This window comes from Clostridium sp. CM027 (genome assembly GCF_024730565.1).
In the GTDB taxonomy this organism is placed as follows: Bacteria; Bacillota; Clostridia; order Clostridiales; family Clostridiaceae; genus Clostridium_AD; species Clostridium_AD estertheticum_B.
In genome coordinates, this window is the sequence record NZ_CP077725.1 from 3,349,286 (window position 1) to 3,366,262 (window position 16,977).

General features: G+C 30.4%; 20 protein-coding genes and 1 pseudogene. 8 read left to right on the forward strand and 13 right to left on the reverse strand.

Going from position 1 to position 16,977, the window contains the following annotated elements; translation table 11 throughout:
- Positions 1-10: 10 nt before the first annotated feature.
- Together KTC92_RS15910 and KTC92_RS15915 are read right to left on the reverse strand one after the other, a co-directional pair.
- Positions 11-949: an ABC transporter ATP-binding protein gene (locus KTC92_RS15910; RefSeq protein WP_220286205.1), complete on the reverse strand. Its 939-nt coding sequence runs from the start codon at positions 947-949 to the stop codon at positions 11-13.
- On the reverse strand, positions 942-1,538 hold the full coding sequence (locus tag KTC92_RS15915; protein ID WP_220286118.1) for a MarR family winged helix-turn-helix transcriptional regulator: 597 nt from the start codon (positions 1,536-1,538) through the stop codon (positions 942-944). Before KTC92_RS15915 ends, KTC92_RS15910 begins: the two co-directional genes overlap by 8 nt.
- 311 nt (positions 1,539-1,849) lie before the next feature.
- On the opposite strand from KTC92_RS15915, the gene KTC92_RS15920 reads away from it, so the two are divergent.
- Positions 1,850-2,320, forward strand: a complete 471-nt coding sequence (locus KTC92_RS15920) for a MarR family winged helix-turn-helix transcriptional regulator (protein ID WP_216301835.1) — start codon at positions 1,850-1,852, stop codon at positions 2,318-2,320.
- Between the two features lie 10 nt (positions 2,321-2,330).
- Entirely contained in the window at positions 2,331-3,644 is a 1,314-nt protein-coding gene (locus KTC92_RS15925) for an acyl-CoA thioester hydrolase/BAAT C-terminal domain-containing protein (protein WP_253198069.1), read from the forward strand.
- Between the two features lie 36 nt (positions 3,645-3,680).
- Here KTC92_RS15925 and KTC92_RS15930 read toward each other — a convergent pair whose 3' ends face one another.
- Both KTC92_RS15930 and KTC92_RS15935 read right to left on the reverse strand, forming a co-directional pair.
- Positions 3,681-4,127 (reverse strand): MarR family winged helix-turn-helix transcriptional regulator, encoded by a 447-nt coding sequence (locus KTC92_RS15930; RefSeq protein WP_220286117.1) that lies wholly within the window; start codon positions 4,125-4,127, stop codon positions 3,681-3,683.
- A gap of 34 nt (positions 4,128-4,161) precedes the next feature.
- On the reverse strand, positions 4,162-4,788 hold the full coding sequence (locus tag KTC92_RS15935) for a class I SAM-dependent methyltransferase (RefSeq protein WP_220286116.1): 627 nt from the start codon (positions 4,786-4,788) through the stop codon (positions 4,162-4,164).
- Positions 4,789-5,165: 377 nt separating this feature from the next.
- On the opposite strand from KTC92_RS15935, the gene KTC92_RS15940 reads away from it, so the two are divergent.
- The 4 genes and pseudogenes from KTC92_RS15940 (at position 5,166) to KTC92_RS15955 (ending at position 7,392) form a co-directional block, all read left to right on the forward strand.
- Complete coding sequence (locus tag KTC92_RS15940; RefSeq protein ID WP_216301838.1) at positions 5,166-5,975, forward strand: nitroreductase family protein; 810 nt, start codon at positions 5,166-5,168, stop codon at positions 5,973-5,975.
- A gap of 73 nt (positions 5,976-6,048) precedes the next feature.
- Complete coding sequence (locus tag KTC92_RS15945; RefSeq protein WP_216301839.1) at positions 6,049-6,339, forward strand: YciI family protein; 291 nt, start codon at positions 6,049-6,051, stop codon at positions 6,337-6,339.
- A 26-nt stretch (positions 6,340-6,365) separates the two neighbouring features.
- Positions 6,366-6,595: pseudogene (locus KTC92_RS15950) on the forward strand (DapH/DapD/GlmU-related protein); the annotation flags it as partial.
- A gap of 365 nt (positions 6,596-6,960) precedes the next feature.
- Positions 6,961-7,392 (forward strand): MBL fold metallo-hydrolase, encoded by a 432-nt coding sequence (locus KTC92_RS15955; protein WP_220286115.1) that lies wholly within the window; start codon positions 6,961-6,963, stop codon positions 7,390-7,392.
- 182 nt (positions 7,393-7,574) lie between these two features.
- Here the strand turns inward: KTC92_RS15955 and KTC92_RS15960 are convergent, their stop codons facing one another.
- The 9 genes from KTC92_RS15960 to KTC92_RS16000 form a co-directional block, all read right to left on the reverse strand.
- A complete protein-coding gene (locus KTC92_RS15960; RefSeq protein WP_220286114.1) occupies positions 7,575-8,246 on the reverse strand; it encodes an ABC transporter ATP-binding protein in 672 nt (223 codons plus the stop codon).
- Positions 8,247-8,261: 15 nt separating this feature from the next.
- Positions 8,262-9,665 carry an ABC transporter permease gene (locus KTC92_RS15965; RefSeq protein ID WP_216301842.1) on the reverse strand — a complete coding sequence of 468 codons (1,404 nt, stop codon included), beginning with the start codon at positions 9,663-9,665 and terminating at the stop codon, positions 8,262-8,264.
- 171 nt (positions 9,666-9,836) lie between these two features.
- A complete protein-coding gene (locus KTC92_RS15970) occupies positions 9,837-10,508 on the reverse strand; it encodes an ABC transporter ATP-binding protein (RefSeq protein ID WP_220286114.1) in 672 nt (223 codons plus the stop codon).
- Between the two features lie 15 nt (positions 10,509-10,523).
- Entirely contained in the window at positions 10,524-11,951 is a 1,428-nt protein-coding gene (locus KTC92_RS15975) for an ABC transporter permease (protein WP_216301844.1), read from the reverse strand.
- 149 nt (positions 11,952-12,100) lie between these two features.
- On the reverse strand, positions 12,101-13,468 hold the full coding sequence (locus KTC92_RS15980; protein ID WP_258280626.1) for a HAMP domain-containing sensor histidine kinase: 1,368 nt from the start codon (positions 13,466-13,468) through the stop codon (positions 12,101-12,103).
- Positions 13,469-13,559: 91 nt separating this feature from the next.
- Positions 13,560-14,222: a response regulator transcription factor gene (locus tag KTC92_RS15985; protein WP_216301846.1), complete on the reverse strand. Its 663-nt coding sequence runs from the start codon at positions 14,220-14,222 to the stop codon at positions 13,560-13,562.
- Positions 14,223-14,526: 304 nt separating this feature from the next.
- Complete coding sequence (locus tag KTC92_RS15990) at positions 14,527-14,748, reverse strand: hypothetical protein (protein ID WP_216301847.1); 222 nt, start codon at positions 14,746-14,748, stop codon at positions 14,527-14,529.
- Positions 14,749-14,762: 14 nt separating this feature from the next.
- Positions 14,763-15,215 (reverse strand): hypothetical protein, encoded by a 453-nt coding sequence (locus KTC92_RS15995; RefSeq protein WP_216301848.1) that lies wholly within the window; start codon positions 15,213-15,215, stop codon positions 14,763-14,765.
- 1 nt (position 15,216) lies between these two features.
- The gene (locus KTC92_RS16000; protein WP_216301849.1) at positions 15,217-15,423 is read right to left on the reverse strand and encodes a helix-turn-helix transcriptional regulator; all 207 of its coding nucleotides are present in this window, start codon (positions 15,421-15,423) and stop codon (positions 15,217-15,219) included.
- Between the two features lie 282 nt (positions 15,424-15,705).
- Here KTC92_RS16000 and KTC92_RS16005 point away from each other — a divergent pair, with 282 nt between their 5' ends.
- Together KTC92_RS16005 and KTC92_RS16010 are read left to right on the forward strand one after the other, a co-directional pair.
- Positions 15,706-16,305, forward strand: coding sequence for a transposase (locus KTC92_RS16005; RefSeq protein WP_220286112.1), 600 nt, complete (start codon positions 15,706-15,708; stop codon positions 16,303-16,305).
- A gap of 14 nt (positions 16,306-16,319) precedes the next feature.
- Positions 16,320-16,880, forward strand: coding sequence for a GNAT family N-acetyltransferase (locus tag KTC92_RS16010; protein WP_258280627.1), 561 nt, complete (start codon positions 16,320-16,322; stop codon positions 16,878-16,880).
- The last annotated feature ends 97 nt before the right edge of the window (positions 16,881-16,977 follow it).

The window sequence follows — 16,977 nt, forward strand, 5'->3', positions numbered from 1 at the left end:
GTATTTCCTCCTAATCCCTTAGATTCTTTCCGGTAAGTTCTAGAAATACAGTTTCTAGAGATGCCTCTTTACTGCTCATACTTTCAATCTTACAGCCCTTTGCTATGATTATAGATATGATTTCATTGAGATTATCCTTTGACTTTTTGGCAGTTATTTTAATCACATTTTCAGTTATTTTAATTTTTGTTATGCCATCAATTCCAGAAAAATGATTATTGCTTAATTCATTTAAATTGTTTACATGAAAGGAATATGTGATTTTATCATTCACTTCCTGTTTTAATTCTTCTTTTGTACCTTCAGAAATAATCTTTCCTTCGTTCATAATAATGATTCTATCAGAAATCGCTTCCACTTCTTCCATGTAATGCGTGGAATAGATAACTGTTGCACCTTCATTTTTCAGGATTTTAATTGATTCCAATATATGATTTCTTGATTGGGGGTCGATACCAACTGTGGGTTCATCCATGATAATAAGTTTTGGCTTATGGGCAATGGCACAAGCAATATTTAATCTTCTTTTCATGCCGCCTGAAAAGGTTTTTGGCTTATCATCCTTTCTATCGTAAAGACCTACGAGTTCAAGGGCCTCCTTGACCTGTTTTTCCAGCAGATTTCCTTTGAGTTTATATAGACTTGCAAAAAAACGTACATTTTTCTCGGCAGTAATTTCTTCATAAATGGCCAGGTCCTGAGGAACTATTCCAATTCCCAGGTTGATGGCTTTTACATCTTTTTTTAAGTCATGCCCCAAAATAGTTATTTCGCCATTATCAGGCGATAATATGGTGGCCAGGATATTGATAATTGTACTCTTGCCCGCCCCATTAGGACCTAAGAGTCCAAGAATTTCACCTCTATTTACTACAAAATTTATTCCATCAACAGCTTTTTTCTTATTATAACTTTTTTCTAAATTTTTAACTGTAACAATATTATTCATTTTCATCGCTCCTCTCATTTCGAGAATGATTTCTTCGTCTTTCAAATTCCTTTAATGCCCTCGCTTGAGCTTCCTTTAATACTCTCGTTTGAGCGTCATTTACTTCTTCTTCCGCGTTTAAACTAGCATCTTCTTCAAAACCATCCTGCTCTTCACCGTCAAAACGATACAGTTTCTTTAATAGGCTCCACAATATTTCCATTTCTTCCGTGGTAAAGTCTTTAAAAACATCTGCGAAAAAGTTTATTCCTTTTTCACCGCATTCCATCATGATCTGTTTTCCGGATTCCGTAATTTTAACGTTCACTGCACGCTTATCCTTCTGGCTCGGCATCGTGATAATGTAACCTTTATTTTCGATAATAGTTATCATTTGTTTAACACTCTGTTTGGTGGTACCTAACTTTCTCGCAATATTGTTGATTGTTGTTTCATCTTCCGCCAAATGAATAATTGCAATCATTGCCATAAACTGTCTTGACGTTAAGCTCTCAAAGTATTTATCGCCTTGTACCTGAAGCTTATTGTTAAGAGAAAAAAGTGTAGCGTAAGTTTGCTGCATTAAAAATAGATCTCTGTAATTATCCATAAATATGCCCCTTTCCTTTAAGACATTATACTGTCTAAAATAATAATAGCAGAACATGTAAAACTTGTCAATATACTGTCTATTTTTAAAAAAGAATTATTATCATGACTACTAAAGTTTCTAAAATATCTTTAAATATGTTTATAGCAAAACGAATGTAATACAATTTTGGATATATAGTATGTTTGTACATTAAATAATAGTAACTTACAAAATTGTCATTGACTTTTTATGGAAGTTAATATACACTGCAAATGGACAACATGTTGTCTACTTGACCGGGTTTGTGTTTAATTCTAAGGAGGTAACAAATGGATCACTATTATATACAGCAAATTTTCTCAACGATTTTTTACCTATCAAATAAGATTCAAGTACAAGGTGATAAGGTGGATGTTAGAATAACAATGCGCCAATGGATGGTACTTATGACAATTCTACACTTGCCAGAAAATCAGGCTTCTTATAATCAGATAGCAAATAAGATGGGTTGTTCTAAGCAGAATGTAAAACATCTTATTGTAAATCTAGAGAAAAATAATTATGTTTTTTTAGAAAAAAGCGAAACAGACAAACGTGCAGTTAATATTAAAATAACCAAAAATTGCATCGAATTTATGAATGATTACTATAAAAAAGGAAATGGATTTATGAATATGGTATTTGAAGATTTTGATAAAGAGGAATTAAAAACATTATGGATGCTGTTAAAAAAAATGGCTACCTATGATGGCTGTAATTGGACAGGATATGAACAAAAAGTCACTATCAAAGAAAAGTAGAGGAGGAAACATGAATAATAATAATTGTGAAATAAACATTACACCAAAAATGTCAAGGGCAGATGAACCTGTGAGTATAAAAATAAGCGGTTTGTTAAAAAATGAAAAGGTGACAATTCGCGTTGTAAGCAATGATTACTATTGTATTAATACGTCTATTCGCAAAGTAGGAGATAACACATTATGGGATGCTTATGCGACTTTTATAGCAGATGAATATGGAAATATAGATTTAGTAAACACAACACCTATTGATGGTACCTATAAAACATGCAATGAAATGGGGTTGTTCTATTCTATGAAGGTAAAAGAAAATCATCGGGGCAAGTTAATGCAAAAATTAAGCGATATTAGTGAAAATAGAAAATATACCATTACATGCACGGTGGAGAGGAATGGGAAAGCCATTACATCAAAAGAGCATATAAGAATATTCTGCGATGAAACGATTAAAAGCGTAGATGTAGTAGAAAATAATCTATTGGCACGATATTTTACTTCAAAAAACAATATGAAGAGGCCAGTAGTAATTGTTGTAAGTGGAAGCGACGGAAGAATAGAAAAAGCACAGGCAATTGCTGAAATCTTAGCTATGAAGGGATATTCTGCATTAGCAGTTTGTTATTTTGGACTTGAAGGAACACCCAAAAATCTTAATTGTGTACCACTTGAATATATTGAAAATGCTATAACATGGCTAAAAAAACAAGATACTGTTAATAAAGACAAAATAGCAATGTATGGAAGGTCTAAGGGTGGAGAAATGGTTCTTTTGGCAGCCTCTTTATTCAAGGATATTACTTGTGTTATTGCCAATATGCCTAGCTGCTATGCATATGAAGGGATAAAAATGGGTGGACTGCCAGCACACCATTCTTCATGGATGTATAAAGGTGAAGAAATTTCTTGTCTGAAATTCAGTTGTTCTATTATATTGCAATTAGTAATAAAAATGTTGCAAAATAAAGAGGGTGCGTTGTCATGGATGTACAAAAAGCTGATTGATGAAGGAAATACTGACGAAGCCATAATTGCCGTTAATAAAATAAATGGACCTATCCTAATGATATCCTCTGAATCAGACTCCATATGGCCTTCAAAAATGCATTCAGAAATGGCTATGAAGTTGCTTGAAAAATCAAATTTTAAATATGAATATAAACATATCACCTATGAAAAGTCAGGTCATATGCTAACAGTACCATTTCAGTCTATGCCATCATTAAAAGGATCCAGAGTCGATATAGACAGTTGGGCAAAAGCAAATATTGATGCATGGAATGAGACAATTAATTTTTTAGAGAATTGGGCAATTAATAATTAGCATTAAATTTTAAAATTTCACGATAATTTACTGCTATTAGTTAGAAATATTGTATGCTATCTTTCTTATAAGTTTTAATAAATTTTCTCTATCCTCATAAGTATCTAAAGAAATCATTATCTTTCCGTAAAACTCTTCTTCAAATTTAAGATGTTCATCTTGTGCCATGTGACCTTCTTCAGTAAGTTCTAGCTTATAGGATCTTCTATCCTTATTACTAATAGCTCTAACAATAAGATCGCGTTTTTCTAATCTATCAATTATGCTAGTTAATGTACTTTTAGGTACATTTAATATTTCTAATATATCTTTTATAATAACATCTTCTTTTTCAGAAATAATTCTAAGTATTGAAAGCTCATTAGTGTTCAGTCCCCGTATCCTTAAAAACTTTGATTCTATATCCTTATAATTAGATTCAGCTAGCATAGAATGCGATAACTTATTTAATTCATCTACTTGTCGTTTATATTCTTTATCCATAGTTTCACCCCAAAATTTATTTTCTATCTATTGCTTATTTTTTTATATTAGCATTAATAGCAAAAGTCTTATAGTTTATTTTTTTAAAATTAAATGGCTTAAATCCAGTCTTTATTAAAAGGTCCTCAATTTCTTTCTTAGAATATATTTTATAATCACCAGTATCACTTCTTTTGTAATATAAATTTAATACTTGTCTAATAACTGCTGGTGCGGTTGGATCTCCAATAATTAATGTTCCATTAGATTTTAATATTCTCTTCATCTCCAATAATGTTTTATCTGGGTTTGGATAATGGTGAAATGATGCATTACATACAATCACATCAAAAGTATTATTTTTCCAAGGCATACATTCTGAATCGCTAACTTTTAAATCTGCGCTATTACCAAGATTTTTTTTAGCCATATCAATCATTTTTTCTGAAATATCTAAGCCATATAATTCTATATTACTATTTTCAACTAATTTCATCAATACATTTCCTGTGCCACATCCAACATCTAGTAATTTTTTAGGCTTAATAAGCATTATTCTGTTAATAATTTCATTATACATCGGAGCTACGAATTTACCATTAGCACTTTTATCGTAAGATTCAGCTTGTTTATTAAAATTTATTTTTGAATTCTCCTTAAAAACATTTTTATTGCTTTTCATATAAGTTCCTCCTTAAAGTATAGTACTATATTGGTATAGTTCTAGTTTCGTACTATATTTATATAGTACCACTTTATTAATTAGAAGTAAACATTAATAAAAGATAGTGATGCTTCAATTTAAGAAAAAATGATTTTTTATAAATGACTGTGACTCATGTTGATAAAAAAAAGAGCATTATCTTCAGTAAAATAGATATAATTCGCATTAGTTCTGATTAATCAATTAAATTTGATTGATTTTAAATGAACAGTATGTAAATGGGTACTATGCTACTAATAGGTGTGTACTTGCAAATAAAGATATTATCATATATTATTATACCATTGGAGGTGCATTTTGGAAATTATGAATATACAAAATAGGGGTGAATACCAATGGAATTAATTAAAGTAAACCAAGCAAAGTGTATTAAATGTGGAATTTGTACGAAAGTATGCCCACCAAAAGTTTTGGGTATGGGAGAAAATGGTCCTGTAGCAATTGAGCCACAAGCATGTATAGCCTGTGGGCAGTGTGTTGCCATATGCCCTCACAGTGCAATTGACAATATCAAAACACCTTTAAATAACCAGACCGATCTAAAAAAGTTCCCGGTTGTAAATGAAGAAACTGCTAAACAGTTTCTTAGGTCTCGTCGATCAATTCGCTGTTACAAAGACATGGCCGTGCAACGAGAACAATTAATTAAATTAGTTAATATTGCACGTTTTGCACCTACCGCCAGTAACCAGCAAGGAATATCATATATAATTGTAGAAGATAAAAAAATACTGAAAAAAGCTACTGAGGTTGTCATAGAATGGATGGAAGCACAAATTGAAAATCCTTTGCACCACTGGAGTTTTCCTTATCATGTTCGTGATTACAGAGAAACTGGGATAGATAAAGTATTACGTGATGCTCCAAATCTAATTTTAGCAATGGCTCCAAAAGAAATTAGAAACGGTAGAGAAAATACGATTTTTTCCTTTGCCTACATGGAACTGTTTGCAACTACCCTTGGGTTAGGCAGTTGTTGGGCCGGACTCTTTGAAATGTGTGCGTTTGATAATTATTATCCGTTGATGGAATTGTTTAACATTCCAACAAATAAAGTATTAACAGGTGCAGTTATGGTTGGGTATCCCCAATATGGTTATAAGCGACTGGTAGATCGTAACCCATTAGATGTTACTTGGATTTAACGACAGTTTTCATAGTTAGGTCATAATCGTATAATAAGGTTGATTAAAAATAGTTTTTAGGAGTGGAATATTAATGTTTATTTTAGTATTGAAGTATATAAAGCCACTTGAGGAAGTTGAAAAAGAATTAAAACCACATATAAAACATTTAGAGAAATATTATTCATTACAAAAGTTTATTTGTTCAGGCAGAAGAAATCCGAGGGTAGGTGGAGTAATTCTTTGTAATGCAAAGAATAGGGAAGAAGTTAAAACAATAATTAAAGAAGATCCATTTTATATTAATAAAATTGCCGAATACGAAATAATTGAGTTTTCGCCTACAAAATATGCTGAGGGGTTTGAACATTTCATAAGTGAATAATCTTCTTATTATGCAAATCAAAAAATATTATAACATATCCATTTAATATTATGGGAAATATTTGGAAAAAGCTACACCTAGTCTTGAAGATATGCCTCTAAAAGGCGATACTGTAGTTGGTAATGATGTATGGATTGGACAAAATGTTACCGTAATGCCTTGTGTACATATAGGAGATGGTGCCATTATTGCAGCTAATTCTGTAGTAACAAAAGATATTCCACCATATCATATTCTAGGGGCGAATCCGTGTAAACAGTGTCATTCAGTTACGACCAACCTTTAACAGTTATAGGTCGCCAATCGGTAAAATCACTTGGTTTAATAACATTTCAGAAGGAAAGTCTCCCACTTCTATAAGTGGGGGTTACATGCCATAACAAATAGAAAACTTCAGTGGGAGTATAAATCTCCTTCCGAAGTCATTAATATTGCATCTCCGCAATAGCAACTGTAATTAATTATATAATTTATTCAATATTAGTGTTTAGTTTTTTTCTAAGGAGAGTAAAGTTAGATTTATATTTGAAAATACTAATTAAATAAGGATTATGAACCTTGATAGCATCTATTAACTTAGAGGGGATTTCAAAATTATATTAATAATGGAGGGGTACCAAAATGGAAATTATCCAATTAAAGCTTAGTGTGACTAATTGCTTTTTAATAAAAACTGAAAACAAATATATTTTAATTGATACAGGATATGAATATGATTGGGATTTATTCTGTAAAAGATTAAAATCAGTTGGTGTTAGATTATCTGATATTAGTCATATTATACTAACGCATCATCATGATGATCATTGTGGATTGTTAAATAGAATATTGAAAGAAAATAGTAGTGTTCAAGTAGTAATGTCTTATCTTGCAAAAGATTTATTGTTAAAGTTATTTATTTGCAATATTGATGAATATTATGAGAGTTGGAGAAAAATAATTTCTGAAAATTGCCAGAGAATATTCCCAGCACATGGGAACCCGTTTTCAGTTGAAAAACTAAAAATAAATATAGGAAAGAACCAGAAAAAGGACATGGTTATGAAAAATTAGAAGTACAAAATAATCATTGATTTTGTGCCAGAGATTAAGATAAAGCAACAAAACATTAATGAGTAGAATTAATTTGCAAATTAAAATCAGCGACTCAATATGGATTTTTCACATCAAGTCGCCGGAATGATTTAATCTTCATAGGTGGGGGGATTTCATATAAAAGGATTCTCTAATAAAATTTAAGCTTTAACTAACACACCACCTTTAAGTCTAAGTATAACGTCTGACTGGGATGCTACTTCACTAGAGTGCGTAACTACTATAACACACTTATTTTCTCTATGAGCAAGTGATTTAAATATAGTTACTATATCACTTGCGATATCAGCATCAAGATTTCCAGTTGGCTCATCTGCAATTATCAAATCTCCTTCCGAGGAAAGAGCGCGTGCTATTGCTACTCTCTGCTGCTGTCCACCACTTAGCTTTAATACGTTTCTATGGGCTTCATCTTTTGTTAAACCCATCTTTTCTAGTAAATCATAAGCTTTTTGTTTTTTATTTTCTATTTTGTTCTTCGTTATTTCCATTGCTGTTAAAACATTCTGTAGAGCTGACATATAAGGTATCAAATTGTAGGATTGAAATACTATACCAATATATTTATTTCTATAATTAGTAAGCCCTATATTTGTTATATTCTTTTTTTCATATAATATCTCTCCAGCTTTGGATGTATCTAAACCACTAGCTAAAGCAAGAAATGTAGTTTTTCCTGAACCAGAAGAGCCAAGTATTGTGTAAAAATTTCCTTTTTCGAACTTGAAGCCTATTTGTTTTAAAATCGTTGTTTTTTTTGACCCATCCTGATAATGATAACTCACATTTTTAAATTCTAAAATTGTATTCATTTTTATAAAGCCTCCTTAATCATTTCTAGATAATATGGTTTTTGGATTAAATCGAAGTATTGAAACTGCTGAACCCGATGTTGCTAAAATCACTATGATGAATCCCATTAGATATAATTTTTGTAAATCCTTTGAACTCACGCTAACATCTATTTTGTCTATAGCATCAGTATCAGCATCAGTCTTTAGTCCACCACTCATTCCCATCGTCACTGACCCGGATTGTGATTTTGATTCTGTTTTTTCCTTTTCATTTGCCTTTATTTCATTTTGTAATAAAGTATTACCTACTTTCTGCGATACCTTATTACCGGTAAATGTAGCTATACTAAAAGCTATGGTAGCAACAATTATTAGTTCTAATAATAATTGACCAATAATTCTAAATCTACTTTCTCCTAGAGACATCAATACACCAATTTCATATCTTCTGTCTTTAAGTGATAAAGTTATTAAAAGTGATAAAATTACTGTACCAGCAATGGCGACTATAATAACTATGGTTTTTGAAAATGAGCCAACACTTTCAATAGGTGCCATCATCTTTTTATACAGCGAATCTTGTGCATCTATTTTGAGATCATCTAGTGCTATACCCGAATTTTTTACATCTGTTTTAAAATTTTCAATGTTTATAGGATCATCCAAGAAATAAGTAGCTTTTTGAATAGTACCTTTAGATGAAGAATCACCTAAGGATGATGCTACAGAAATAGGTGTATATATTTTATTAGAAGGATTCATAGAGCTATATTTATCCATAAAATCAGCCATCCTAGGATCAGATTTAGTTTCATCAGCTGTATATAACCCTACAATTTCTAAGTCTAAAGTTTCTTCTCCGTGTTGAGCTTTTATTTTTATTTTATCTCCAAGCTTTAAATTATTTGCATCTGCTAGTTTTTTATTTAGCATTGTTACATTTTTTCCTTCATCGCTACTTGTTAAATTTCGTCCTTCAACCAGTTTACTTTTTCTTTCAGTAAAATCAGGATGAAGATCTGAATATAAAGTACCTTCCAATGATAAATCAGGAATAGACGTACCTTCAGGCAATGCATCCTTAGTGTCATCTTTTTTCGCTTTAACAGGTTTAAAGTTCTCTGCCATAACATTTGTTGCCTGTAAATAATTATATGATTTAACATGCTCTAAGGATTTTAGTTTATCTATATCCTTAATATGTAGCTTACGTAGATCATCTGCTGATTTTTGAGAAGTTGCCTTTTCATAATTAGGAGTAATATCTACAGACCCTCCAAGTTTTTGTCTAGTAAGATCACCAACTTTAGAAGTAGCTGATTGTACAGCTAATCCAGCTAGCACCATATTAGCTATAACACAAAACATCAGAATTAATAGTACAGTTTTATTTATCCTTTTAGTAACACTTAGTATTGCTCTTTTAATAAAATTCATTTGTTACCCTCCTTCTTTTCCCTATCTTTCTTATGTTATTATAGTTTTTAATTATATAGTTAAGGTGAAGTTAAAATGTTTTTAACATGAATATCGCCTGTATCTGATAGTGAGATCCCCCCAACCTCTTAGGCTGGGGGGATTTCATATAAAAGGATTCTCTAATAAAATTTAAGCTTTAACTAACACACCACCTTTAAGTCTAAGTATAACGTCTGACTGAGAGGCTACTTCACTAGAGTGCGTAACTACTATAACACACTTATTTTCTCTATGAGCAAGTGATTTAAATATAGTTACTATATCACTTGCGATATCAGCATCAAGATTTCCAGTTGGCTCATCTGCAATTATTAAATCTCCTTCTGAGGAAAGAGCGCGTGCTATTGCTACTCTCTGCTGCTGTCCACCACTTAGCTTTAATACGTTTCTATGGGCTTCATCTTTTGTTAAGCCCATTTTTTCTAGTAAATCATAAGCTTTTTGTTTTTTATTTTCTATTTTGTTCTTTGTTATTTCCATTGCTGTTAAAACATTCTGTAGAGCTGACATATAAGGTATTAAATTGTAGGATTGAAATACTATACCAATATATTTATTTCTATAATTAGTAAGCCCTATATTTGTTATATTCTTTTTTTCATATAATATCTCTCCAGCTTTGGATGTATCTAATCCACTAGCTAAAGCAAGAAATGTAGTTTTTCCTGAACCAGAGGAGCCAAGTATTGTATAAAAATTTCCTTTTTCGAACTTAAAACCTATTTGTTTTAAAATCGTTGTTTTTTTTGAACCATCCTGATAATGATAACTCACATTTTTAAATTCTAATATTGTATTCATTTTTATACAACCTCCCTAATCATTTCTAGATAATATGGTTTTTGGATTAAATCGAAGTATTGAAACTGCTGAACCTGATGTTGCTAAAATCACTATAATGAATCCCATTAGATATAATTTTTGTAAATCTTTTGAACTCACGCTAACATCCATGTTGTCTATAGTATCAATATCATCATTCTGTGATGGATGAGCCGACATCTCAAATGGGTTGCGAGAGGAAACAGATTGTGAGTTTGCATCTTTATCTTTATTTGCAGTTATTTCATTTTGTAATAAAGTATTACCCATTGTCTGTGATACCTTATTACCGGTAAATGTAGCTATGCTAAAAGCTATGGTAGCAACAATTATTAATTCTAATAATAATTGACCAATAATTCTAAATCTACTTTCTCCTAGAGACATCAATACACCAATTTCATATCTTCTGCCCTTAAGTGATAAGTTTATTAAAAGTGATAAAATTACTGTACCAGCAATGGCGACTATAATAACTATGGTTTTTGAAAATGATCCAACATTTTCAATAGGTGTCATCAGCTTTTTATACAACGAATCTTGTGCATCTATTTTGAAATCATCTAGTGCTATGCCAGAATTTTTTATAGCCTTTTTAAAATTTTCCATGTGTATAGGATCATCCAAGAAATAAGTAGCTACTTTAAAAGTATCTTTAGATGAAAAATCCATTAAAGATGCTACAGAATTAGGTGTATATATTGTATTAGAAGGATTCATAAAAGGAAATGCATCCATAATAGGAGTATGTTCGGTTCCATCATCTGTAAATAAACCTACAATTTCTAAGTCTAAGGTTTCTTTTCCTTCTCTATCTTTTATTTTTATTTTATCTCCAAGTTTTAAATTGTTTGCATCTGCTAGTTTTTTATTTATCATTGTTACATTTTTTCCTTCATCGCTACTTTTTAAATGTCGTCCTTCAATCAGTTTACTTTTTCCTTCAGTAAAAGCGGGATAAAGATTTGAAAATAAAGCGCCATCTATTGATAAATCTGGTATCTTTTGTTCTTCACCATCTTCACCTTGTTTCATACTCATACTCATACCTCCCTGTTGGCCAGGCTCAACCTCATTTTTATTTTCCTCTTTAACAGGTTTAAAGTTCTCTGCCATAGCAATTGAGTTCGTTAAATAATTATATGATTTAACATGTTCTAAGGATTTTAGTTTATCCATATCCTTCATATTTAGCCTAGGAATATCACTTGAATTTTTAGCACGAATCTTTTCCTGATCAAGTTCAATAGATACAGACCCTCCAAGTTTTTGTCTAGCAAGAACAGCAACTTTAGCAGTAGCTGATTGTATAGCTAATCCAGCTAGCACCATATTAGCTATAACACAAAACATCACAATTAATAGTACAGTTTTACTTTTCCTTTTAGTAACACTTAGTATTGCTCTTTTAATAAAATTCATTTGTTACCCTCCTTCTTTTTCTTATCTTTCTTATGTTATTATAGTTTTTAATTATGTAGTTAAGGTGAAGTTAAAATGTTTTTACCGTGAATGAAGTAGGTGAAAGTCATAAATTGGTGCTAACATGCCGGGCGCAAAAAAACAGAAGCTTAATTGCTTCTGTTAAAGATAATTTTAAAACAAACTCCCGACTGAGTATTGTTAAATTTATATTCTAAAGCATGGGCCTCTAGTATTTTTTTTACTATATATAACCCTAACCCGCTGCCACCAGTACTCCTGCTTCGAGATTTTTCTATGCGATAAAAAGGGTTAAAGATCTTTTCGAATTCCGCTTCGTCTATATGTACACCTTCATTTTCAACAGTTAATACTATTAGATAATTATCCTCATATAAATTTATAAGAACCTTCTCATTTCTTTCTGTATGTGTGATGGAGTTATTAATAATATTAGCTATGGCCTTTTTAATTAGTTTTTCATCTCCCTGAAAACATAGTTCTTCAGCTATTTTTGTATTTAAACTTATATCCTTTTGACTTATAAGATAGCTGAGTTTTTCAAGACAATTGCTAATCAGATAGGATAGATTTATTTCAGTGTATTGTGGTTTAAACCCATGAGTTTCTAATTTTGAAATTTCAAGTATTTCTCTAACCATTGATTCCATATCATCCAAAACTACTAAGGATCTATTCATATATTTATCTCTGTCCTTATAAACTCCTATATTTCCAAGCATACCTTCAAGTTGACCTTTGATTATTGTAATAGGAGTTTTTAATTCATGTGAAATTGTAGCAGTAAACTCTCTTCTTTTCCTTTCGATTTCCCGTTCTTTTTCAATATCACCCAAAAGCTTTAAATTAGTGTTTTTAAGTTCATCCATTGTATGCTGCAAATTGGATGCTAACTCATTTAAGCTTAATGCAATTTCTCCAATTTCATCCTCACTATTTACCTCACAGCTTTTTTCAAAATCTAAAGCTGCCAATTGTATAGCATTCTTATTTATTTCAACTAAGGGCTTAGTAATTTTCTTTGAATATATAAAGGAACCTACCACTGATATAATAATGACTACAATTCCAATTAAGGGCACTAAATTTAATAAAACCTTTGAAGCTTCATCTATAGGCTGCAAGGGAATGATAACATTTATAGTGTAGCTTTCATTATCTTCTGAAAATTTTATCTGTTTTGGAACAAGACTGATAACTTCTTTAGACATGGTTGAAGTTACACTACCCCGCAGTAATGTTTTGTCTGGAAGTGGTAAGGAGTCTTTTGGTATATCAGTATCTTGAGATATACCAAAAGATATAATATTTAAAGGTGGATATATTATATTTCCTTTCATATCTTGTACATTCAAACTAACAGTATATTTTAAATTAAATTCATCAAAATATTTCTTTGATTCTTCCATTGAAAGGCTTTGTACAGTGCTAGCTAATTTCGTTAGTCCAGTTTCTACATTGTTTCGTTTATAATTATAGTAATAAATTGGTAACATAAAGTATATTATTAAATATATGCATATGGCTGATGCTATTAGCAATATAGATGTGATTGTAAAGATCTTAAATGTAATACTTTTTTTCATTTTATTTTTCAAGTTTATAGCCAACACCTCTAATCGTCTTAATATAATCAACCTTTAGCTTGCACCTTAGGTTTTTAATGTGAGTATCAATAACCCTAGCATCACCATAAAAGTCATATCCCCAAAGTTGGTTCAATATTATCTCTCTTGTTAAAATTCTACCTTTATTTTCAATAAATATCTTTAGAATTTCAAATTCTTTAGATGTAAGTTCTATATCTTTTCCACCAACCCAAACCTTAAAGCAGGTAGTATCAATTAGAATATCTTCGAAGCTAAGTTTTAACTCTTCGTCTTGAGCATTTATTCTTCTAATTACAGCTTCCACTCTTTTAATTAAAAGATTAACTGAAAAAGGTTTGGTTATATAATCATCTATCTCTAATTCGAAACCTTTTATTTGATCTTCTTCCTCTTCTAAAGCAGTTAGCATTATAATTGGAATTTTAGATGTTTTTCTAATAATTTCACATACAACAAAGCCATCAATCTTAGGAAGCATTATATCTAGAAGCACTAAATCAAACTTACTTGAATTAAATATATCAATACCTTTTAATCCATCTTCAGCTACTTCAACAACATATCCACTTGCACACAAAAATTCACGTATAATTTCTTGTATATCTATATCGTCTTCAATTACAAGTATTTTTTCATTCATATATACACCTCTTCCGTTAATTATAAAGTATGAGTGTGAGTTTTGTGTGAAGTTAAAGCATTTAATTTAGAATTATCTGATTATATTATACAATTTTTATTACCTTTCTTAGTATTTTATATTAGTTAGTTAAATATGTAATATTGCTAAAATTTAAAAATAAGTAGTCAATAGTTTAGTTTGTTTATCAAAATAATGAATGTAAATAAAATTAAAAGAAATTGCTTATTTGAATATAAAAGATAAGCATAAGGCTGTGTTTAAGCCTTATGCTTCCTCTATTAGTAAAATACACAATATTCGGTTAATTATTCGCAATTCTTCTGATAAGGTTCCTTTTAAAGTTTTTTAATTTACTTATATCATGATTTAAAGCATATAAACCAATGGTAGAGAATGCTATGCAAGCACCAAAGCAGAAACCCACAATAATACAGGGCAAATGAATGAAATGTCCTATGAAACATATGATGAAACCAAAAAAGCTAGCAATGATTAAATACTTATTATAATTTCCTCTCTTCATACTGAATCTACCTCCTAAAATTTATTTCTGTAATATACTTTTAAGAATCCTTTTACGAGTGACATAAAAATTAGAACACCAAGTAAAGTGACAAAAACCATTTGATTAAAGAATCCAGCCATAATTGCGGTAGTTGCAATTACGCCTAAGGAAAAGTTAAAACCTACGCCACCAATTTTATTTCTAATAAGTGTCGTTCTTTCATCATGTTCAACTATATACAGTTTCTTTAATTTATCTTCGTTTTTCAATGATTTTCCATATTTCATAATGTACATTACCATGACAAATTGCAAAAATATGAAGATACCTAATTGGAACCCATGTATAAAATCAGTAATAGGTTCATTAATTATTGCTGTCATATTTTCCGAGATTCCAATTAATGTGATAAAGGCAGCTGCCAACACATTAAATCCTAACATAAATCCTATTTTTTTCTTTATTACTTTTCGATATTCTTCCATTTTATAATTCCCCCACTTCTGAAAAATTAAAAACTTCTTCAATTTTCAAATTGAAATATTTTGATATTTTGTATGCAAGGACAAGTGATGCTGTATATTTTTCGCACTCTAGGGATGTGATTGTCTGCCTTGTAACACCAACTGCTAATGCTAGTTCTTCTTGAGATAATTTATGTTTTTTTCGTAGTTCCTGAATACATGTTTTCATCTCATCTCTCCTTTGCAATGTTAGCTTTGCATTTTAAGCATAGTGTACTTTGCATTAAATGTCAAGCATGCTTTGCAAAAAAAAACAAAAAATATTTCCAACAGAGTAAAGAGATGTGAGAATATATGTAGTAGCTATTTGTGCGATAAGTGGTTCTAAAGGATTGAAAAGTTGTAAAAAACAATAGAGATTAAAGAATAATTTGTAGTTAAATTAGTTCGTATGTCTCATAAATAATGCATTAACAGCTACGATAATATAATTTGCATGGGGGTGCTAAGGTTGAGACAAGTTAATAAAAAAATAGGGATAGGTTCAATTTCTTTATTGTTATATGTTATGGGAATATTATTTGCTTCTTCTTTTGAAGATAAGGTATGCTATGGAGACAATATATTAAAATTTATAGGATTAATCCCATGGTCTAATGGTAATAGTGGAACGCATTATACAGCATTCTATTCTTTATTATTTTTTATACCATCAGTTATTGTGGGCTATATTTCAGTAGGTATAGAATCAATTCAAGTACCAGTAGGGTTAACTGGCGAGAGTATAGGGATAGATTTAGGAATTAAAGATTTAGCTATATGCTCAAATAAAGAAGAACCATATAAAAATATTAATAAAAGTCAAAAAGATAAGAAAGTAGAAAAAAAATTACGTAGATTGCAACGTAAGGTGTCTAATAAATACCAACTAAATAAAAAAGGAGGAAGTTACGTTAAAACAAGCAATATTATAAAACTTGAAAAGAATATTATAAAGTTACATAAGAGTCTTGATAATATTAGAACTGATTATAGACACAAAATAACTACTGTGTACCCTAAGATATTAGGGAAATTTAAGCCTTTGGAGTGTTATAGCAAACGAAAGTAGTATCCTTTGGGACTATGAAATCGGACACGATGAATGAGGAAGTAAATATAAACTTATATAATGTTGTTATAGAGTTTTATAAAGTTTACGTAACGGATTGTACAATGAATTTTAAATTAGAGAATTTGACTGAGGATTATGCAAAACAAATATGTAATTGGAAATATGAGGGTAAATATTCTATATATAATTTTCCGGAATGGGATGTTATTCTTAGGCAAAATTGGGGTATTGCAATAGAGTCAAAAAGGCAAAATGAGTTTGGTTCTGTTATTAATGAAGTTGGTAGTTTATATGGCTACATTAGATTTATAAATAATAATGACTATGTTTTGATTGGGGTTGGCTTAAAACCATCTTTATGTGGACAAGGATTTGGTGATAATTTTATGGAGTTATTAAAAAATGAATGTAAGAGTAGATATGGCAATAAAAAAATTATTTTAGAAGTTCGCTCTTTTAACGAAAGGGCAATTAAATGTTATAACAAGGCGGGTTTTAAGACTGTTGATACTTATAGTAAAGACACACTAATAGGATATGGTGAATTTGTTAAGATGGAGTTTTCTTATTAGTTCTATTCATTTATAACGAATCAATAAAATGGGTTCATTAACTAGAATAGAATGTTCCTAAGTTGTTTGACGAAATTTTTTTTTACATAAACTAAGA